Origin of the sequence: Streptomyces sp. S186 (assembly GCF_051603415.1) — a bacterium.
In the GTDB taxonomy this organism is placed as follows: domain Bacteria; phylum Actinomycetota; class Actinomycetes; order Streptomycetales; family Streptomycetaceae; genus Streptomyces.
This window is the reverse complement of the sequence record NZ_CP193932.1, coordinates 5,937,656-5,957,573: the sequence shown is the minus strand read 5'-3', so window position 1 is coordinate 5,957,573 and position 19,918 is coordinate 5,937,656. Positions and strand designations below refer to the sequence as shown.

General features: G+C 71.6%; 18 protein-coding genes. 10 read left to right on the top strand and 8 right to left on the bottom strand.

What is annotated here, in order from left to right; genetic code table 11:
* The first annotated feature begins 80 nt into the window (after positions 1–80).
* From ACRAS8_RS25620 to ACRAS8_RS25605, 4 genes are all read left to right on the top strand, one after another.
* Entirely contained in the window at positions 81–998 is a 918-nt protein-coding gene (locus tag ACRAS8_RS25620; protein WP_438488347.1) for a metal-dependent hydrolase, read from the top strand.
* A 19-nt stretch (positions 999–1,017) separates the two neighbouring features.
* Positions 1,018–2,229, top strand: a complete 1,212-nt coding sequence (locus ACRAS8_RS25615; RefSeq protein WP_438488346.1) for a PDR/VanB family oxidoreductase — start codon at positions 1,018–1,020, stop codon at positions 2,227–2,229.
* A gap of 94 nt (positions 2,230–2,323) precedes the next feature.
* Positions 2,324–3,025, top strand: a complete 702-nt coding sequence (locus ACRAS8_RS25610) for a TetR/AcrR family transcriptional regulator (protein ID WP_438488345.1) — start codon at positions 2,324–2,326, stop codon at positions 3,023–3,025.
* Positions 3,026–3,155: 130 nt separating this feature from the next.
* Positions 3,156–3,698, top strand: a complete 543-nt coding sequence (locus ACRAS8_RS25605) for a GNAT family N-acetyltransferase (protein WP_438488344.1) — start codon at positions 3,156–3,158, stop codon at positions 3,696–3,698.
* Positions 3,699–3,837: 139 nt separating this feature from the next.
* On the opposite strand, the gene pulA is transcribed toward ACRAS8_RS25605, so the two are convergent.
* Complete coding sequence (gene pulA / locus ACRAS8_RS25600) at positions 3,838–6,600, bottom strand: pullulanase-type alpha-1,6-glucosidase (RefSeq protein WP_438488343.1); 2,763 nt, start codon at positions 6,598–6,600, stop codon at positions 3,838–3,840.
* Between the two features lie 249 nt (positions 6,601–6,849).
* On the opposite strand from pulA, the gene ACRAS8_RS25595 reads away from it, so the two are divergent.
* Positions 6,850–7,710, top strand: coding sequence for an SAM-dependent methyltransferase (locus ACRAS8_RS25595; protein ID WP_438488342.1), 861 nt, complete (start codon positions 6,850–6,852; stop codon positions 7,708–7,710).
* Between the two features lie 184 nt (positions 7,711–7,894).
* Here the strand turns inward: ACRAS8_RS25595 and ACRAS8_RS25590 are convergent, their stop codons facing one another.
* Positions 7,895–8,092, bottom strand: coding sequence for a hypothetical protein (locus tag ACRAS8_RS25590; protein ID WP_438488341.1), 198 nt, complete (start codon positions 8,090–8,092; stop codon positions 7,895–7,897).
* A 253-nt stretch (positions 8,093–8,345) separates the two neighbouring features.
* Positions 8,346–8,804 carry an ATP-binding protein gene (locus ACRAS8_RS25585; protein WP_438488340.1) on the bottom strand — a complete coding sequence of 153 codons (459 nt, stop codon included), beginning with the start codon at positions 8,802–8,804 and terminating at the stop codon, positions 8,346–8,348.
* Between the two features lie 156 nt (positions 8,805–8,960).
* Between ACRAS8_RS25585 and ACRAS8_RS25580 the strand changes: the two genes are divergently transcribed.
* Together ACRAS8_RS25580 and ACRAS8_RS25575 are read left to right on the top strand one after the other, a co-directional pair.
* Entirely contained in the window at positions 8,961–9,803 is an 843-nt protein-coding gene (locus ACRAS8_RS25580) for a helix-turn-helix domain-containing protein (RefSeq protein ID WP_438488339.1), read from the top strand.
* Positions 9,800–10,054: a DUF397 domain-containing protein gene (locus ACRAS8_RS25575; protein ID WP_438488338.1), complete on the top strand. Its 255-nt coding sequence runs from the start codon at positions 9,800–9,802 to the stop codon at positions 10,052–10,054. The genes ACRAS8_RS25580 and ACRAS8_RS25575 overlap by 4 nt, the downstream gene beginning before the upstream one ends.
* Here the strand turns inward: ACRAS8_RS25575 and ACRAS8_RS25570 are convergent.
* From ACRAS8_RS25570 to ACRAS8_RS25550, 5 genes are read right to left on the bottom strand one after another with little or no spacing between them, the layout of a single operon-like run.
* On the bottom strand, positions 10,026–11,078 hold the full coding sequence (locus ACRAS8_RS25570) for a LacI family DNA-binding transcriptional regulator (protein ID WP_438488337.1): 1,053 nt from the start codon (positions 11,076–11,078) through the stop codon (positions 10,026–10,028). The genes ACRAS8_RS25575 and ACRAS8_RS25570 overlap by 29 nt on opposite strands.
* A complete protein-coding gene (locus ACRAS8_RS25565; RefSeq protein WP_438488336.1) occupies positions 11,066–12,853 on the bottom strand; it encodes a glycoside hydrolase family 13 protein in 1,788 nt (595 codons plus the stop codon). The genes ACRAS8_RS25570 and ACRAS8_RS25565 overlap by 13 nt, the downstream gene beginning before the upstream one ends.
* A gap of 1 nt (position 12,854) precedes the next feature.
* Complete coding sequence (locus ACRAS8_RS25560) at positions 12,855–13,733, bottom strand: sugar ABC transporter permease (protein ID WP_438490592.1); 879 nt, start codon at positions 13,731–13,733, stop codon at positions 12,855–12,857.
* Between the two features lie 2 nt (positions 13,734–13,735).
* On the bottom strand, positions 13,736–14,671 hold the full coding sequence (locus ACRAS8_RS25555) for a carbohydrate ABC transporter permease (protein ID WP_438488335.1): 936 nt from the start codon (positions 14,669–14,671) through the stop codon (positions 13,736–13,738).
* Complete coding sequence (locus tag ACRAS8_RS25550; protein ID WP_438488334.1) at positions 14,668–15,942, bottom strand: extracellular solute-binding protein; 1,275 nt, start codon at positions 15,940–15,942, stop codon at positions 14,668–14,670. The genes ACRAS8_RS25555 and ACRAS8_RS25550 overlap by 4 nt, the downstream gene beginning before the upstream one ends.
* A 221-nt stretch (positions 15,943–16,163) precedes the next feature.
* Here ACRAS8_RS25550 and ACRAS8_RS25545 point away from each other — a divergent pair, with 221 nt between their 5' ends.
* The 3 genes from ACRAS8_RS25545 (at position 16,164) to ACRAS8_RS25535 (ending at position 19,902) form a co-directional block, all read left to right on the top strand.
* Complete coding sequence (locus ACRAS8_RS25545) at positions 16,164–17,813, top strand: glycoside hydrolase family 13 protein (protein WP_438488333.1); 1,650 nt, start codon at positions 16,164–16,166, stop codon at positions 17,811–17,813.
* Between the two features lie 25 nt (positions 17,814–17,838).
* Positions 17,839–18,903, top strand: coding sequence for a LacI family DNA-binding transcriptional regulator (locus tag ACRAS8_RS25540; RefSeq protein ID WP_438488332.1), 1,065 nt, complete (start codon positions 17,839–17,841; stop codon positions 18,901–18,903).
* A 147-nt stretch (positions 18,904–19,050) separates the two neighbouring features.
* Positions 19,051–19,902, top strand: a complete 852-nt coding sequence (locus ACRAS8_RS25535; RefSeq protein ID WP_438488331.1) for a phosphatase PAP2 family protein — start codon at positions 19,051–19,053, stop codon at positions 19,900–19,902.
* Positions 19,903–19,918 lie beyond the last annotated feature (16 nt).

Genomic DNA, 19,918 nt, shown 5'->3' with positions numbered 1-19,918 from the left:
CGGGCTCGTTCTTTTGGTGTCCAGGGGGTTTCGGTGTTCAGGGGGTATCGACATTCCTTACCCGCCAGTACATTGACGCCATGTCTAATACGGCCTCGTTGCGGCCCCAGCCGGTCGCGTCCGAGCACACCCCGCTGAAGGCCCGCAACGTGGCCTTCGACTGGGCGGACACCCCTCTGCACTGGATCCCCGGCGATCCGTCCAGCACCCACACGATCAACGTGCTGCATCTGTTGCTGCCGGCCGGTGAGCGCTGGTTCGTGCACGTCTACAAGCAGGTGCTGCCCTACATCCGCGACCCTCAACTGCGCGCGGACGTCATCGGGTTCATCGGCCAGGAGGCCATGCACTCCCGGGCGCACGACGACGTCCTGCCACACCTCAGGGAGCAGGGCCTGGACCCCACCCCGTACACCACGCAGGTCGACTGGTTCTTCGAGAAGCTGCTCGGCGACCGGACACTGCCACCGGGGCGGGCCCGCACGTGGTGGCTGAAGGAGCGGGTGGCGCTGATCGCCGCGATCGAGCACTACACCGCTTTCCTGGGCGACTGGGTGCTCAACGCCCGGACGCTGGACGCCCGGGGCGCCGACCCGACCATGCTCGACCTGCTGCGCTGGCACGGCGCGGAGGAGGTCGAGCACCGGTCGGTGGCGTTCGACCTCTTCGTGCATCTGGACGGCGGCTACCGGCGGCGGGCGCGCACCTGGGCGACGGCCTTCTCCACGCTGGTGTTCCTGTGGCAGCGCGGCATCAGGTTCTTCATGGAGAACGACCCCACGCTCGTGGGCGGGAAGGCCACGGTGAAGGACTTCGTCCGGGGTGGGCGGCAGGGTGTGCTGCCGACCACCGGGGCGATGGTCCGTTCCATACCCCAGTACTTGAGCCGCACCTACCACCCCTCGCAACACGGGAGCACCGAGCAGGCCCTCGCCTACCTCGACCGTTCGCCCGCCGCGACCGCCGCCGCTGCCGCTGCCGCCTCCGGAGGGGTCTGAAGTGGCCGCGCCTGTCCGTGTGTTCACGTCCGCCGGCCGCGGCGGGCCGTTCGGTACGGGCCTGCCGCGCCTCCGTACCGTGCTGGCGGTCGCCGGGACCGCGCTGGTGGCCCGGCGGGCCCTGCGGCGGCGGATCCGGCGGTCGCCGCTGTGGCCGCTGCCCGCTCTGGAGCAGCCGATCTCCGGGCAGGGCCGGGCGGCGCTACGGGAGACCGGCGCGGCTCCGGGGCCTGAGGAGGGGCGGCCGGCATCGCTGCGTCTGCGGGTGGCCGAGCGGACGGCGGCCGCCGAGGGCGTGGTGGCCCTCCGCCTGGAGGGCGAGCGGCTGCCCGCCTGGGAACCGGGCGCGCACCTCGACCTCGTACTGCCCTCGGGGGCCGTACGGCAGTACTCGCTGTGCGGTGAACCGGCCGACGCCATACGGGCGGACGGCGGCTCGTACACCCTCGCGGTCCGGCTGATCGAGGACGGCCAAGGCGGCTCCCGGGAGGTGCACGAGGCGCTCCGCACCGGCACCACGGTCGAGGTACGCGGCCCGCGCAACCGCTTCCCCCTGGAGGACCACCACGCCTACCTCTTCATCGCGGGCGGTATCGGCATCACCCCGATCCTCCCGATGGTGCGGCAGGCCGAGGCGGAGGGGGTGCCCTGGCGGCTGCTGTACGCGGGGCGGTCGCGGGCGTCGATGCCGTTCCTGGCGGAGGTCGAGAAGCTGGCCGGGGGCCGCACCGGGGCGCCCGGTGGCGGGCGGTTGACGGTGGTCGCGGAGGACGAGGACGGGCGGCCCGACCTGGCCGCCGCGCTCGCCGGCGCGCCCCCGCACGCCGCCGTGTACTGCTGCGGGCCCGAGCCCCTGATGGACGCCGTGGCGAAGCTGCTGCCCGAGGGGCCGGAGGGCCTCACCCTGCAGATGGAGCGCTTCGGGCCGGCGGCGTCCGAGGCGGGGGCCGGGCCCGGCGAGGACGTGGCGTTCGAGGTCGAGTTGCGGCGGACCGGCCGTACGGTGACGGTCCCGGCCGGCACCAGCGTGCTGCGCGCGATCCGCGAACAGGCCCTGCCGGACCTGCCGTACTCCTGCGAGCAGGGCTTCTGCGGCACCTGCCGGCAACGGGTCGTGGCCGGTGAGGTGGACCACCGGGACGAGCTGCTGACGGACGCGGAACGCGAGGACTCGCTGCTGATCTGCGTGTCCCGGGCGAAGCCGGGAACGGGGCTGGTCCTGGACCTCTGAAACCGGGGTGGGGCGGCCGCGCCCGCCCCAGGGGCGAACGACCGGCGTGCTCGCTCGGTGGTGCCGTTGTGCGGGCGGTCGTTAGGGTGGGCGCATGGCCACCGGGGTACGCCGCAGGATGGGGGTCGAGGAGCGACGGGAGCAGTTGATCGCCGTTGCGCTCGACCTCTTCAGCCACCGTTCCCCCGACGACGTCTCGATCGACGAGATCGCCGAGGCCGCCGGCATATCGCGGCCGCTGGTCTATCACTACTTCCCGGGCAAGCAGCAGCTCTACGAGGCGGCCCTGCGACGCGCCGCAGACGAGCTGACGGCCCGGTTCGTCGAACCGCACGAAGGGCCGCTCGGCGCCCGCCTGTTGCGCGTCATGGAGCGGTTCTTCGACTTCGTGGACGAGCACGGGCCCGGCTTCTCGGCGCTGATGCGCGGCGGCCCGGCGATCGGCTCGTCCCGTACGAGCGCGCTGATCGACGGCGTGCGGCAGGCCGCGTACGCCCAGATCCTCGCCCACCTCGACATCGACCCCCAGGGGCCCTCGCCCCGGCTGGAGTTGGTGGTCCGGTCCTGGATCTCGCTCGCCGAGACGACCGCGCTGCTGTGGCTGGACGGGCGGCGGGTGCCGCGCGAGGAGCTGGAACGGCAGCTGGTGCACGACTTCGCGGCGCTGGCGGCGGTCAGCGCGGCGTACGACGAGCGGATGGCGCAGGTGGTGCGCCGGATGCTGGCCGACGAGCCCGCGGACGGGATGTTCGCGGATCTGGTGGGGCGGTTGCTGGAGCTTCCGCAGGCCGCGTGACGCAGGCGGCGTGACGCAAGTGGCGTGGCGCAGGCGGGCGGCGGCCGGTCGGGGCGGATTGTCAGACCCCTGCTTTAACGTCGTTGGTGTGGCGGCGCGTTGGACCGCCGCGGAGGCCGAGGGAGGGGCGATGGACTACGGCAGAGTCCGGGGCGTGGACGAGATCACTTATCGGGCGGCCGATCTGGGTGTGGGGGACGACCTGGCCGTTCTGGTCGGGCTGTACGACGCGGCGGCCCGGTGGATGGTGGAGCGCGGCATAGATCAGTGGAAGCCGGGCGGCAAGGACGAGGAACACTTCCGGCTGCGGATCAAGGAGGGGGAGGTCTGGCTGGCGGAGGCGGCCGGGCGGGTCGTCGGCGGCTTCGAGCTGTGGTGGGAGGACGAGCCGGCGTGGGGCCCGCAGCCGCCGGTGGCGGGGTATGTGCACCGGCTGATGGTGGACCGCTCGTGCGCTCCGGCGGGGACGGGGCGGGCGCTGCTGGCCCACGCCGAGCGGCGCATAGCGGAGTCGGGGCGGCCCTGGGCGCGGCTGGACTGCATAGCGAGCAATCCGCGGCTGCGGACGTATTACGAGGGGGCGGGCTATGCGGTCGTGGGCGAGCAGCCGGTCAAGGAGGGGAGCGGGGGGAGCCGGTATGCCGTGACGTTGCTGGAGAAGCGGGTGGGATAGCCGGCGAGCCGGCGCTCCCAGCGCTCGCCCTCAACGAGTGGGGAGCCGGCCCCCAGGCCCGCCCCCAACGAGTGGCTAGCCGGATCCCAGGCCCGCCCCGCCCGCTTCCCCCCTCCCCCTCACCCCTCCTCCCCCGGCGTCAGCCGCGGCGGAAGACGGCGGCGGTGCGGGGCGGGACGGTGAAGGTGCCCGAGGCCCGGTCGTAGGCCGCGGTGGCGGTGGTGCGGTCGGTGCCGTGGGCCTGGAGGGGGTGCAGGGCGTAGGGCTGTCCGGCGAGGGCCGGGACCGTCTGGTCCTGCCGTTGCGGGGTGGCGTTGAAGACGACGACGAGGTCGGCCAGGCGCATGGTGAGGACGCCGGGGGTCTCGTCCGGACCGGAGAGGGGGAAGGCGAGAGCGGACTGGACGGCGGCGGTGGTGGACAGGCCGAAGGCCGGTTCGGTGGCGTGGATGCGGAGCAGGTCGCGATAGGCGGCGGAGACGGCGGTGCGGGTGGCGCAGTCCGGACGGAGGGCAGGGTCGGCCAACAGGGGCTTGGCGTAGGGCCACTTGTCCTTGTTGTCGGCAGCCGGCGGCAGACCGCGCCCGAAGCCGTTGCCATCCCCGATATCCCTGGCATCCCCGACGTCCCTGCCGTCCCCGATGTCCCTGCCGTGCGCGCCGGTCGCGCCGTCCCTGGGGTCGCCGGTCGCGCCGTCCCGGGAATCGTCGGTGCAGCTCCAGTGCAGGGCGTTGAACCAGTCGCCGCTGTTGAAGGAGTTGCGGTCCAGGGACTTGGAACGCAGCAGGTCGGTGCCGGCCTGGGAGAGCGCCGGGCCCTGGGAGAGGGCGGCGGTGGCCAGGGCGACGACCTGCATCCGGGCGCGGTCGACCGGGGAGGCGGTGGGCGGCAGTTTGTAGGCGAGGGCGTCGTAGAGGCTCTCGTTGTCGTGGGCGTCGGCGTAGGCGAGGGCGTCGCCGGGGGCGTCGGCGTAGCCGGCGGGGGCGCCGTTGTAGTCGATCTGCGAGCCCTTGACCCGGCGGCCGGTGGTGTCGGTGAAGGTGTAGTCGGCGAGGTTGCCGGTGAGGCCGAGCTTGATCAGGTCCTGGTAGTGGAGGAGGCGGGTGCGCTGGGCGTGGGGATCACCGTTGGCGGGTGAGGAGTTGGGGTCGGTGAAGAGGCCGGAGGCGAAGCCCTGGATGCGGGGGTCGGCGTCGAAGGGGCTGCCGCCGCGGACTGCGTCGCGGGCCCGGTCGCTGAAGGTGGCGATGCCGGTGCCGGCCATGTTGCGCTGGGTGGCCTGGACGAAGCGGGCGTCGTCGGCGGCCTCGCCGAAGTTCCAGCCCTCGCCGTAGAGGATGATCGACTTCCCGTCGACGCCGTCCCGGGCCGGAGTGAGGGCGTCGAGGGCCTTGCGGACGGCGAGGATGTTGGCCTTGGGGTGGTGGCCCATGAGGTCGAAGCGGAAGCCGTCGACCTTGTACTGCCTGGCCCAGGTGACGACGGAGTCGACGACGAGCTTGCCCATCATGGTGTGTTCGGGTGCGGTGCCCGCGCAGCAGGTGGAGGTGGCGACGGTGCCGTCGTCGAGCAGGCGGTGGTAGTAGCCGGGGACGATGCGGTCCAGGACGGAGCGCGGGTCATCCTGTCCGGACGCGACGGTGTGGTTGTAGACGACGTCCATGACGGTGCGCAGGCCGATGCCGTTGAGGCCCTGCACCATGCGGCGGAATTCGACGGTCCGGGCGGTTCCGTCGGGGTCCGAGGCGTAGGAGCCTTCCGGGACGGTGTAATGCAGCGGGTCGTAGCCCCAGTTGTAGCCGTCCCGGTCGGCGGTCTTCGCCACGCACTCCTGCTGACGCGCGGAGTCGGCGGGCAGCGCGGGCAGGTCGCAGTCGGGGCGCTGCTGGTCGGCGCGGCGTTCGGGGACGGAGGAAAAGTCGAAGGCCGGCAGCAGGTGGACGTGGGTGGTGCCGGCGGCGGCGAGGGCCCTCAGGTGCCGCATGCCGGCGGAGCCGGTGTCGGTGAAGGCGAGGTACTGGCCGGGGTGGTGCGAGGTGGGGTCAGCTATGGAGAAGTCGCGGATGTGGAGTTCCTGGATCCGGGCCCGGCGCAGCGGGACCGCGGCCGGTTTACGCAGGTCGGCCCAGCCTTTGGGGGCGAGCCTGGGGGCGGCGAGGTCGACGACGAGGCTGCGGGCGGAGTCGGCGGTCAGGGCGGTGGCATACGGGTCGGTGACGGCGTTGGTGACGGTCCGGCCGGCGCTCGGGGCCCAGACGGTGACCAGATAGCGGTAGGGCTTCCCGGTCCAGTCCCGGTCGCCCCGCACGCTCCATACCCCGGTCGCCTCGTCGCGGTGCATCGGGACGCGGCGGCCGGCGAGTTCGAGGGCGACGGTGCGGGCGGTGGGCGCCCAGACGGAGAGGGTGGGGACGCCGTGGTGGAACACCGGCCCCAGGGCGGCGCGTTGGGCGCGGGTGCCGTAGAGGTCGTCGAGGACGCCGGGGATCTGCACGCCGGTGGTGTGCTGCTGCCCGTCGGAAGTGGCCTGGGTGGCGACCAGCCGCTGCCGTAGGGCAGTGCGGGCCAGGGGGCGGTCGCGGGGGTCGACGGTGAAGGCGGGGTAGCCGGCCAGGTGCGGGTAGGCGGCGCGTTCGGCGGGGGTGAGGGTGCCGGGGGTGAGTCGGATGCGACCGCCGGGGCGGCGACCAGGCTCACCGAACTCCAGTCGCGCGGCGCTGGGTTGGGCGCCCTTCCAGACCACGGTGGTGCGGTCGATCCATTGGGCCTCGGCCTTGACCTGTCCGCCGGAGGGGGCTGCCTGGGCGCCCGGCTGCGCCGGGAGGGCCAGTGCGGCGGCGCCGGCCAACAGGGCGAGGACGGCGGCGATCCGGCGGCGGGCGCGGTGCGCGGTGGAGGGCATGGCCCCTGGTTGTAGTCGCGCGGAAGGTTTGCTGCAAGACCTTTCGCAAGAGATTGCAACGGTGTTACGTTCCCAGGCGAGCCGGTCCGGCCGGCCGGAGGACCGCCCTGCGCGGCGGTCTTTACGCGCCCGGCCGACCGGACCGGCCACCACGCCCCACACGCCGCACACGCCACACCTGTTGGCGCATAGTCACCCATCCGGCACGCAGGGGGAATTGCCCGGCCGGACGCGGGGAATCCCCTCACCATGATCAACAACCCCGAGAAGGTCACCGCCCGAACCCCGCACCACCACGACGACGCGACCCGCAGCTACTACGACACCGGCGACGTCGACACCTTCTACGACACCGTATGGGGCGGCGAGGACATCCACGTCGGCATCTACGCCGAGGACGACGAGCCGATCGCGGCCGCCTCGCACCGCACCGTCGAACACGCCGCCGACAAGGCCGCCGACCTGCTCGGCCCGCACGCCACCGTGCTCGACCTCGGCTCCGGATACGGCGGATCGTCCCGCGCCCTCGCCGAACGCTTCGGCTGCCGCGTCACGGCCCTCGACCTGAGCGAGCGGCACAACCAGCGCCACCGCGCGGCCAACGCCCGACGCGGGCTGGACGGCCTGATCGAGGTCACGGCCGGCTCCCTCAACGACCTGCCCTACGAGGACGACCGGTTCGATGTCGTCTGGTCCCTGGAAGTGCTGTGCCATGTGGTGGACCGGGAGGGCGCCCTGCGCGAAGCCGTACGCGTGCTGAAACCGGGCGGCGCCCTGGTCTTCTCGGACATCATGCTGGCCGAGGAGACGCCCGCCGAGGCGGTACGGCCGGCGTTCTCCCGCCTGGGCGTCGAGACCCCGGCGACATCGGCCTTCTATCTGGACCGGCTCGCCGAACTCGGCCTCAAGGACATCGACTTCGAGGACCGCACCCCGGACCTCGCCACCCACTACGCGCGCCTCGACGAGGAGATCCACCGACGCGCGCCCGAACTACGGGACGTCATCAGCCCGGCCTACGTGGACGAGCTGCTGGCCAATCTCCCCGTCTGGACGGACATCACCCGCCGGAACCTGCTCCGCTGGGGCATCTTCCACGCCCGTCGCTGAAGCCGTTGATCTTTTCGCCACGCCGCTTCTTCCGAGCATTCCCGAGTACTCCCGAGCATTCCCGAGCACTCCCGAGTCCCTTACGGAAACGCTCGGTTGACCTCCGCGAGGCCCGCGGCTCCTGCCTGCGGGCCTCGCGGATCACTGTTCGGCCTCGCGGATCACCGTCTCAGGCCGGCCTGGGTCAGGTCTCCAGGTAGGCGCCCCACACCCAGCCCTCCTGGCCGCTGCCCACGTAGCCGTACCACCAGCGGTGGCCGTCGTGTCCCGGCTTGCTGCACAGGGTCGAGAACGAACGCCAACCGCCCGTCACGACCTTGGAGGAAGCGTAAGGAGACTCGTGGATGGGCGTGGCCGGGCCCATGGAGTGCAACTTGTCCACTTCCTTACGCGTGCACGCGCTGGCGCCGACGGCCGAGGCCGTCGGAGCGGTGACGGCAACGGAAGCAAACGCCAGGGCAGCGGTGGCACCCGCTAGCACGGCCGCCCTCAAGGACTTCTTCATCAAGCTTCTTTCCTACGGAGGTACCCGGAGAACCGGGAGATTCTCGACACTCCGATCGTTCGGCGACGATCAAGTGTCCGAAAAACCTAACACTCCAGGAAGACTCTGTCGCATAGCAGTTGACCTGCGCTTACCTGCTTCCCGCCGGCAGGTCGAGTTCGGCGCGGACGACCTTGCCGATCGGGTCGCGATCGAACACCGCCCAGCGGGAGGCCAGCGCCGTGACGAGGATCAGCCCACGGCCGGTCTCGGAGTCGGGCGGCGGCGGCACGAGCGTGCCCGGGGCCGGCGGGCGCCGCTCCGTCCGCGTGTCGGCGACCTCGATCCGCAGGGTGCCCGACCCGCTCGGGCCCGGCAGCCTCACGAGCCGCAGCTCGAAGTCCCGGCCGGGCACCCGCCCGTGGGTGGCCGCGTTCGCGGCGAGTTCGCCGACGATGGCGGAGGCGGTGTCCGAGACCTCGCCGTCGTACGGAAAGCCCCACACGTCGAGTTGCTGGACGGCGAGATAGCGCGCGAGGCGGGCGCCCCGCCGGGTGGCACTGAAACGCTGCGTGAACATGTGTGCGGGGGCTGCTACTTGGGCTGACATGGGAGAAACGGTGCTGGTCAGCGGCCTCGTACGCCAGGAACTGAGGTCGTACTTCGGGAAGTGTACGAGTTGAGTACGTGGACGGGTCGGGTAACGGGCCGTAACGATGGGTGACTTGCGGGGACGTCAGCACCATTGACATCGGGAGCACCCGACATGGAAGACAGCAGCACCGACAACTACGACGGCGGCAAACCGGAGCCCTCCGGCAGTCTGCGGACCTTCGGCGCCGTCTATCAAGGGTTTCGCGAGAACGCGGGATTCACGCAGGAGGCCCTGTCGCCGGTGATCCGGTACTCGGCGCACTACATCGGCTCCGTCGAACAGGGCCGCCGCCTCCCGTCGAAGAAGTTCATCGACCGCTCGGAGGAGGCGCTGTGCGCGAACGGCGTGCTGCGGAAGGCGGCCGGGCGGCTGTCCAAACAGCCGGGGCTGGCCAGGTGGTTCCGGGAGTGGGCGGAGCTGGAGAAGCAGGCGATCAATCTCTACACCTATGAATGCCGCCTGGTTCCTGGGCTTTTACAGTCGGAGCCGTACGCGCGGACGTTGTTCGAGAACCGTGTCCCGCTGCTGTCCGAGGAGGAGGTCGAGACCCAGGTGGCCGCCCGTCTGGAGCGGCAGAAACTGCTACGGGACCGGCCGAACACGGGGTTCAGCTTCGTCATCGACGAGCATGTCTTCAGGCGCCCGACCGGCGGCGCGGACGTCGTCCGAGGAGTCATCGACCACGTCCTGGAGTGCATGACGCTCCGGAACGTGGAGGTGCAGGTGATGCCGCTGAGGCGGGGCGTGCATGCCGGTCTGAACGGGCCGATGCAGTTGCTGGAGACACCGGACAACCAGTGGCTCGGCTACTGCGAAGGCCAGGAAAGCAGCCAGTTCATCACCGATCCGCAGACGATCAGCACCCTCTACATGCGCTATGCGAAACTGCTTTCGCAGGCTCTCACCCCCGAAGACTCCGAGAGCCTGCTGAAGCAGATCCGAGGAGCGCTATGAGCAGCACCCCCGAACTGACCTGGTTCAAGAGCAGTTACAGCGGCAGCTCCGGCGACGACTGCGTAGAAGTCGCCCTCTCCTGGCGCAAGTCGAGCTACAGCGGCGACAGTTCCGGCGACTGCATAGAGATCGCCGCCTGCCCCACCACCGTCCACGTCCGCGACTCCAAGGACAAGGACGGACCGCAGCTCGCCGTACCGGCCGGAGCCTGGGCGGCGTTCCTCACGTACGCCGCCGCGCAGGGCCGGTAGAACCCCGTACGACCAGTTCCGGCTGGAAGACGAACTCCGTGCGCTGGACGGGGTTTCCCTGGATCTCCTCGATCAGCGCGCCCACCGCGGCGGTTGCCATCGCCTGGACCGGCTGCCGCACCGTGGTCAGCGGCGGGGCGGTGAAGGCGATCAGCGGGGAGTCGTCGAAGCCGACGACGGAGAGCCGGCCGGGGACGTCGATGCCCCGCTGCCGGGCGGCGCGCACCACGCCCAGCGCCATCAGGTCGCTGCCGCAGACGATGCCCGTACATCCGTCGTCGAGCAGCGCGGCGGCCGCGGCGTGGCCGCCCTCGACGCTGAACAGGGTGTGCCGGACGAGGCGTTCGGCCTGCCCCCTCCGCAGGCCGAACACCTCCTCCAAGGCCGCCGTGAAGCCCTCCGCCTTGCGGCGGGAGGGCACATAACGGGCCGGTCCGACGGCCAGTCCGATGCGTTCGTGGCCCAGTTCGGCGAGGTGGCGTACGGCCATCCGGGCCGCGGCGCGGTCGTCGGGCGAGACACAGGGCGCGTCGACCCGGCCGTTGTAGCCGTTGATCAGGACATAGGGCACGCCGCGGGAGGTCAGGCGGGTGTAGCGGGAGGGGTCGGCGGCGGTGTCGGCGTGCAGGCCGGAGAGGAAGACGATGCCGGTGACGCCGCGCTCCTCCAGTTGCTCGACGAGTTCGTCCTCGGTGGCGCCGCCCGGCGTCTGGGTGCACAGGACCGGGGTGTAGCCGTGGCCGGCCAGGCACTGCTCGATGATCTGGGCGAAGGCCGGGAAGATCGGATTGGTCAGCTCCGGGATGACCAGGCCGACCAGGCCGGCGCTGCGCCGGCGCAGCCGGACCGGGCGCTCGTAGCCGAGGACGTCGAGCGCGGCGAGCACCCGCTGACGGGTGCCCGCCGCCACGCCCGCCCGGCCGTTGAGGACGCGGCTGGCGGTCGCCTCGCTGACCTGTGCCTGGGCGGCGATGTCGGAGAGCCGCGGGGTGGGCCGGGGCGCCGGGAGGGTCACTCCGCCCACCAGATCGTGGTGTCGGCCGGGATTTCACGAAGTTCAAAAAATTCGCGATTCTCGGGAATCCCTTGGCCGTGCCGTGCGTTGGACGGTTCACAGGAAGCGGAGTGGGGACCGGAAACGGAGGGAGCGTGCGATGGGGCGAACGGGGCCCGGGAGGAGAGCAGTTGGCGGACGGGCGGCAGCGGCAGCCGCACGGCCTCCGCCGTGGTGTTGACCGTGCAGAGGAGGCCGCCGGGGCGGCGGAAGGCCAGCACGCCGTCGGGGGCGGGCAGCCACTCGACGGAGTCGCCCGCGCCAAGGCCGGGGTGAGCGCGGCGCATCGCCAGTGCGCTGCGGTAGAGCTCCAGGGTGGAGTCCGGGTCGCCGGTCTGGGCCTCGACGGTGAGCGAGCCCCAACTGTCGGGCTGGGGCAGCCAGGTGGCGCCGGTGCCGAAGCCGTACGGCGGTGCCGTGCCGCTCCAGGGCAGCGGTACGCGGCAGCCGTCGCGGAGCCCTTCCTGGCCGCTGGCGCGGAAGAAGGAGGGGTCCTGGCGGACCTCGTCGGGGAGGTCGGTGACCTCGGGGAGGCCGAGTTCCTCACCCTGGTAGAGGTAGGCCGAGCCGGGCAGCGCCAGCATCAGCAGGGTGGCGGCGCGGGCGCGGTCGAGGCCGCCGCCGAGGCGGGTGCGGTGGCGTACGACGTCGTGGTTGGAGAGGACCCAGGTGGCCGGTGCGCCGACGGCGCTCAGGGCGGAGAGGGAGGTGTCGATGGCGGTACGGAGCGCGGCGGCGTCCCAAGCGGTGCTCAGGTAGTGGAAGTTGAAGCCCTGGTGGAGTTCGTCGGGGCGGACGTAGCGGGCGAGCCGCTCGACGGTGGGGGCCCAGGCTTCGGCGACGCCGATCCGCTCCCCCGGGTACTCGTCGAGGATCGCCCGCCAGGAGCGGTAGATGGCGTGTACGCCGTCCTGGTCGAAGAAGGGGAGGAGCTGTGAGCCGATCAGGCGGGCCTGTTCGCCGTGGCCGATGTCGGGGAGGCCGGGGGCCTTGACCATGCCGTGGGCGACGTCCACGCGGAAGCCGTCGACGCCCAGGTCGAGCCAGAAGCGCAGGAGCGAGCGGAACTCGTCCTGGACGGCGGGGTGGTCCCAGTTGAAGTCGGGCTGTTCGGGTGCGAAGAGATGGAGGTACCACTCGCCGTCGGGGAGGCGGGTCCAGGCGGGGCCGCCGAAGACGGACTCCCAGTCGTTGGGCGGGAGTTCGCCGGATTCGCCGCGGCCCTTGCGGAAATGGAAGCGTTCGCGCAGCACCGAGCCGGGGCCCTCGGCCACCGCGCGACGGAACCACGCGTGCTGGTCGGAGCAGTGATTGGGGACGAGGTCGATGATGATGCGAAGACGGTGGTGATGGGCCTCGCGGATGACCGCCTCGGCGTCCGCGAGGGTGCCGAAGAGCGGGTCGACGGCCCGGTAGTCGGCGACGTCGTAGCCGGCGTCGGCCTGCGGGGAGGCGTAGAAGGGGCTCAGCCAGACGGCGTCCACGCCCAGGTCGCGCAGGTGGCCCAGCCGGCCGCGGATGCCCGGCAGGTCGCCCATGCCGTCGCCGTTGCCGTCGGCGAAGCTGCGCGGGTAGATCTGGTAGATCACGGCGTCGCGCCACCACGCGGTGGCCACGGAATCCGTGGTGTCCGATGTGGCAGCCCCGGCCGTGGTGTCCGAAGTGGCCGCCCTGGAAGGGGTGTTCGCCGGATCGCGGGGCCCGGACCGGGCGGTGTCGGGCATGGCGGCGTGCTGTCGGGTCATGTCATCCCTTGGTGGTGCCGGCGGTCAGGCCGGCGACGAGGTGGCGCTGGGCGAAGGCGAAGACGAGGGCGGCCGGTACGGCGATGAGGACGGCGGCGGCGGTCATCGAACCCCAGTCGTTGGTGTACTGGTTGACGAAGGTCTGCAGCCCGCCGGCGAGGGTGAGGTTCTCCTCGCCGGTCATGAAGGCGGAGGCGTAGGCGACCTCGGCCCAGGCCGTGACGAAGGTGTAGAAGCCGGTGACGGCCAGGCCGGGGCGGGCGAGCGGGAGGACGAGTCGCCAGAAGGTGCCGAAGGGGTTGAGGCCGTCCACCCGGCCCGCCTCGTCGATCTCCACCGGGATGGTGTCGAAGAAGCCCTTCATCATCCAGGCGCAGAACGGCACGGCGATGGTCAGGTAGGTGAGGACGAGGCCGAGCGGCTGGTTGAGCAGGCCGAGGGAGGCGAGCAGGTTGTAGAGCGGGACGATCAGCACCGCGACCGGGAACATCTGGGTGATCAGCAGCAGCCACAGCAGCGGGCGCATGCCGGGGAAGCGGAAGCGGCTGACGGCGTAGCCGGTGGTGGCGGCGGTGAGGACGCCGATGACGGTGGTCAGGCCGACGACGACCACGGAGTTGCCGAACCACGTGAGGAAGGAGGTGCCGGTCAGGACGTGGGCGTAGTTGTCGAGGGTGAAGTGGGTGACGAGGCTGGTGGTGAAGGCGTCGTTCTTGGGTTTGAAGGAGGTGATCAGTAGCCAGAGCGGCGGGAAGACGGCGATGACGACGGCGGCCCACAGGGCCAGGTGCAGTCCGACGGAGGCCAGCCAGTGCCGCTGACCACGGACGCGACTGCGAGTGCGGACGCGGGAGCGGGACCGGGTGCGCGCTGGGGTCACGGTCACCACACCTCCCCTTGCTTGCGCAGCGCCCTGCGGTAGCCGACGGCGACGAGGGCGAGGAGGGCGAGGATGACCACGCCCCAGGTGGCGGAGGCGGAGTAGTCGCGGGGGCTGTCGACGAAGGAGAGCCGGTAGGCGTAGGTCACCAGGATCTCGGTGGCGTCGCCGGGTCCGCCCCGGGTGAGCAGGAAGATCACCGGGAACATGTTGAACGTCCAGATGGTGGAGAGCAGGATCACGGTGCCGCTGACCGCGCGCAGTCCGGGCACGGTGATGTGGCGGAAGCGCTGCCAGGCGCCCGCGCCGTCCATCTCGGCGGCCTCGTAGAGCTCGCCCGGTATGGACTGGAGCCCGCCGAGCAGCGCGACGAGCATGAAGGGCACGCCCAGCCAGACGTTGACGGCGATGACCGAGAGCTTGGCCCAGGTCGGGTCGTTGAGCCAGGGCACGGCGTCGATGCCGCCGCCGGCCAGCAGCTTGTTGAGGAGGCCGTTCTTCTCGTTGTAGAGCATCCGCCAGGTGAAGACGGAGACGAAGGCGGGGATGGCCCAGGGCAGGATCAGCGCCAGGCGGTAGAAGGTGCGGCCGCGCAGCCGGCGGTTGAGCAGGGTGGCGAGGGCGAGTCCGGTGAGGAAGGTGAGGAAGACACAGCCGACGGTCCACACCACGGTCCAGCCGAGGCGGCTCCAGAAGACGCCGTCGGTCAGCACCGCCCGGTAGTTGTCCAGGCCGGTGAAGTGGTAGGTGGCGGGGATGTGGTTCATGCCGATGGAGCGCTCGACGTTGGCCTCGTTGGCGTCGGTCAGCGAGAAGTAGACGCCGCGGACGAGGGGGAGCCCGATGATGACGCCGATGACGAGGACGACCGGGGCGGCCATCGTCCAGGCGTACCAGTGGGTGCCGAACGCCCGGCGGATCCGGGCGGTGAGCGTCACGTGTAGTCCTTGAGCAGCTTCCGGTAGGCGTCCCCGACGGCCTTGGCGGCCTGTTCGGGCGTGGCGGCGCCGGTGAGCACCTTGTTCATCTGGACCTTGAGCGGTTCGAAGAGGGAGTTGCCCTCGGCGATCCAGGGGCGCTGGACGGCGTGGTCGACGGCGGGCTTGAAGAAGGCGACCATCTCGTTCCGCTTGACCGCGGGGTCCTTGTAGACCGAGGTGCGGGTGGGCAGCAGGCTGAGCTTGTCGGTGGTCTCCCGCTGGACCTGCGCGGAGCTCATGTACTTGACGAAGGCGTAGGCGGCCTGGAGGTTCTTGCTGCCGGCGTAGACGGAGAGGTCCCAGCCGCCCTGCGGGGAGCCCTGGGCGGCGGATCCGCCGGGCACGGGGGCGACGCCGAGGTTGCCCTTGTCCTGGAACGCCTTGCCGGCGCGGGCGCCCTCGATGTCCCAGGGGCCGTCGACCGCCATCGCGACGGTGCCGTCCTTGAGGGCCTTGAGCTGGTTCTCCTGCCCGTCGGTGGCGTCGGTGACGGCGGCCTTGGAGTCCACCAGCTGTTTGATGGTGCGGAAGGCGCGGACGCCGGCGGCGTTGTCGACGGTGACCTTCTTGTGGGCCGCGTCGACCATGCCGCCGCCCTCGCCGTAGAGGTAGGGCAGGAACCAGTAGGAGTCGTCACCGCGCAGGTAGAGGGCGGTGGCGCCGGTCTTCGCCTTGATCTTCTGTGCGGCGGCGGCGAGTTCGGCGAAGGTCTTGGGTACGGGGACGCCGGCGTCGTTGAGGAGCTGCTTGTTGTAGAAGAGCGCGAGGGTGTCGATGACCTGTGGTGCGGCGTAGGTCTTGCCGTGGAATCGCGTCGAGCCGACGGCCTGCGGGAGGTAGTCGCCGGTGTTGTCCAGGGCGGGGGTGCCGTCGAGCGGGGCGAGATAGCCGAGGTTGGCGAAGTCGGCGACCCAGGCGACGTCGGTGCGCATCACGTCGGGTGCGCCGGCGCCGGCGCCCGCGGCGTTCTTGAACTTGGCGTTGGCGTCGCCGAAGGGGACGTTCACATAGGCGACGTGGACCTTGGGGTGCTCCTTCTGGAAACCCTCGGCGAGCTTCCGGTAGGTGGCCTTCTCGGCGTCGTTGGAGGTGTCCCAGAAGGTGACCGTTCCGGACAGTTCACCGCCGGCCGCGCCGCCGCCCCCACCCCCGCTCCCGCACCCCGTCGCCGCCAGTGCCAGGCCCGCTACCAGCGCGGTGGCAAGAGCGCCACGTATGCCACGCCGCATGTGAACTCCTTAGGGAAAGCCTCGGTTGGCGGTCTGGAACGTAACAGCGCCGCGAACGAACCGAAAGATGTTGCGAGACTTTTCTGCAAGAATTCTGGAAGGGATTGCGGCCTCTTGGCCGGAACAGGCCCTCCCGGGTACCGTCGCACCGTCACCCCCCGCCCCGCCGAGCGTTGAGTCCGTGGAAGCACCTTCGCCTCATGACCTGACAGGGACGGCAGATGACCCAGGAGCTCACTTCCCCCAGCCCCGCCCCCCAGGCCGCCGGAGACGACCGAGCCCGGAAGTGGTGGCGCGACGCCGTCATCTACCAGGTCTACGTCCGCTCCTTCGCCGACAGCGACGGCGACGGCATCGGCGATCTGCGCGGGGTGCGCGACCGGCTCCCCTATCTCAAGGCACTGGGCGTGGACGCCGTCTGGCTCACCCCGTTCTACGCCTCCCCGCAGGCCGACGGCGGCTACGACGTCGCCGACTACCGCGCCGTCGACCCGCTCTTCGGCACCCTCCAGGACGCCGACGAGCTGATCCGCGCCGCGCACGCGCTGAAGCTGCGGGTGATCGTGGACATCGTCCCCAACCACACCTCCGACCGGCACCCGTGGTTCCAGGACCCGGACCTGGCCCGGCAGCGCTACGTCTTCCGCCGCGGCCGGGGCGAGCACGGCGAACTCCCGCCCAACGACTGGGAGTCGGTCTTCGGCGGCCCGGCCTGGACCCGCACCGACCGCGGCGACTGGTATCTGCACCTCTTCGCGCCCGAGCAGCCCGACCTCGACTGGGAGCGGCCCGAGGTGCACGAGGAGTTCGCCGCGATCCTGCGCTTCTGGCTGGACCTGGGCGTGGACGGCTTCCGGGTCGACGTGGCGCACGGCATGGTCAAGGCGCCCGGCCTGCCCGACATCGGCCACGGCGAACAGGCCCGGCTGATCGGCAGTCAGGTGCTGCCGTTCTTCGACCAGGACGGTGTGCACGCCATCCACCGCGACTGGCGCCGGCTGCTGGACACCTACGGCGAGGCCCATGGCCGGGCCGTCATCGGGGTCGCCGAGGCGTGGGCGCCCAGCGCCGAGCGGCTGGCCCTCTACGTCCGCCCGGACGAGCTCCACCAGGCGTTCAACTTCCAGTTCCTGACCACCCCGTGGGAGGCCGGGGCGCTGCGCGCGGTCATCGACTCCTCGCTGGCCGCCACCGTCGCCGTCGGCGCGCCCACCACCTGGGTGCTCTCCAACCACGACGTCGTCCGGCACACCACCCGCCTCGGCGGCGGCCTGGCCCGGGCCCGCGCCGCCACCCTGCTGATGCTGGCGCTGCCCGGGTCCGCGTACCTCTACCAGGGCGAGGAGCTGGGGCTGCCGGAGGTCACCGACCTGCCCGCCGAGGTGCGCCAGGACCCGGCGTTCTTCCGCGGCCGGCTCGGCGGCGACGGGCAGGAGGCGGACGGCTGTTCCGGCGCCGGCGGCCAGGACGGCTTCCGGGACGGCTGCCGGGTGCCGCTGCCCTGGTCCGGCGAACTGCCGCCGTACGGCTTCGGACCGGGCGGCAGCTGGCTGCCGCAGCCCGCCGACTGGGCCCCGCTGAGCGTCGCGGCGCAGACCGGCGACCCGTCCTCCACCCTGGAGCTCTACCGCGGCGCGCTGGAGCTGCGGCGCCGTCTGCCGGGCCTGGGCGACGGGGAGATGACATGGGAGGCGGCCCCCGAGGGGGTGCTGGCGTTCCGCCGGCCCGGGGTGCTGTGCACGGTCAACACCCGCCTCCAGGAAGCCGCGATCCCGCTGCCCGGGGAACTGCTGCTGGCCAGCGCGCCGGTGGCGGTCGACGGCGCCTCGGCGGTGCTGCCGGGGGACAGCTGCGTCTGGTGGGCAATCTGACATGCGCCCGGTACAGTCCACTCCCATGACCGCACGGCTGGCCGACATCGCAGCACAGGCGGGTGTCAGCGAGGCCACCGTCAGCCGGGTTCTCAACGGGAAGCCCGGTGTCTCCGCCACCACCCGCCAGTCCGTGCTGGCCGCCCTCGACGTGCTGGGCTACGAGCGGCCGGTGCGGCTGCGGCGGCGCAGCGCGGGGCTGGTGGGGCTGATCACGCCGGAGCTGGAGAACCCGATCTTCCCGGCGTTCGCCCAGGTCATCGGGCAGGCCCTGACCCGCCAGGGCTACACCCCGGTACTGGCCACCCAGACCCCGGGCGGCTCCACCGAGGACGAGCTCACCGAGATGCTGGTGGACCGCGGGGTGGCCGGCATCATCTTCGTCTCCGGGCTGCACGCGGACACCTCCGCCGACATGGGGCGCTACGAGCAGCTGCGCGGCCAGGGCGTGCCGTTCGTCCTCATCAACGGCTTCTCCGACAAGGTGCAGGCGCCGTTCGTCTCCCCCGACGACCGGGCCGCGGTGGAGCTGGCGGTGACCCATCTCACCGCGCTGGGGCACCGGCGGATCGGGCTGGCGGTGGGGCCCAAGCGGTTCGTGCCGGTCCAGCGGAAGATCGCGGGGTTCCTGCGCTGCGCACAGGAGCAGCTGGGCATGGCCGCCGCGGAGGCGGAGCCGTTGGTCCAGCACTCGCTCTACACCCTGGAGGGCGGGCAGGCCGCGGCGGCCGCGCTGATCGAGCGCGGGGTGACGGCGATCGTGTGCGCCAGCGACATGATGGCGCTGGGCGCGATCCGGGCGGCCCGGCAGCGCGGGCTGGACGTGCCGCGGGAGATGTCCGTGGTGGGCTTCGACGACTCCCCGCTGATCGCGTTCACCGATCCCCCGCTGACCACCATCCGGCAGCCGGTGCAGGCCATGGGGCAGGCGGCGGTGCGGGCGCTGCTGGAGGAGATCGGCGGCACCCCGGCGCCGCACAGCGAGTTCGTCTTCCATCCCGAGCTGGTGGTGCGGGGGTCCACGGCGTCGGCGCCCGGGCCGGCGTCCGGCACGGCGAAGGTGCCCCGGCCGCTGCGGGCCGGACGGTAGGGGCACCCCTTACGGGACCCGGGCGGGGCGGCCTGCCGGGGGCGTCCCCTAGGGGATGCCCCCTCCTTCTCCGGGTAGAGGCCAGGCGTCGTTTACCCGACCGGAGGATGATCGGGCGTTGAACCCTTTCTGGCAGACTGTCCTCCCATGGGTGAAGTGCACGTGAGGACTCTGGACGATCCGCCGGCCGCCCCGCCGGCCGTCGGGGAGCACACGGAGAGTCCGGCCGGCGAGGGCCGAGTGGCCCGGCTGCGGACCCCACGCGCACCCCGTCTCTGGTTCGAGATCCTGCTGATCGCGGTCAGCTACTGGACGTACTCGATGATCCGCAACGCGGTGCCGGAGCAGAAGGCCCAGGCACTGCGGAACGCCGACTGGATCTGGCGGGCCGAGCACAGCCTGGGCATCGCCGTCGAGCACACCGTCAACCACGCCGTGAACTCGGTCACATGGCTGATCGTGTCGATGAACTACTACTACGCGACGCTGCACTTCATCGTGACCATCGGGGTGCTGGTCTGGCTCTACCGCTGGCATCCCGGGCGGTACGCGGCGGCCCGGCTGGCGCTCTTCGCCACCACCGGCGTCGCCCTGGTCGGCTACTACTTCTATCCGCTGGCGCCGCCCCGGCTGATGCCGGACGGCGGGTTCGTCGACACCCTGATCGAGCACGGCACCTGGGGCTCGATGGCGTCCGGGAACCTCGCGTCGATGTCCAACCAGTACGCCGCGATGCCGTCGATGCACATCGGCTGGTCGCTGTGGTGCGGCATCACCATCGCACTGCTGGCGAAGCCGCTGTGGGCGAGGGTGCTGGGCCTGCTCTACCCGGCCACGACGCTGACGGTGATCGTCTCCACCGCCAACCACTTCTGGCTGGACGCGCTGGGCGGCGTGCTGTGCCTGGCGTTCGGCTACGCGCTGGCCCGCGCCTGGTACGGGCGGCTGCCGCACCGGCTGACGCGGTACGCGAGGGTGGCCGAGCCCCTCAAGGCGTGACCCGGCGCGGGGTGTG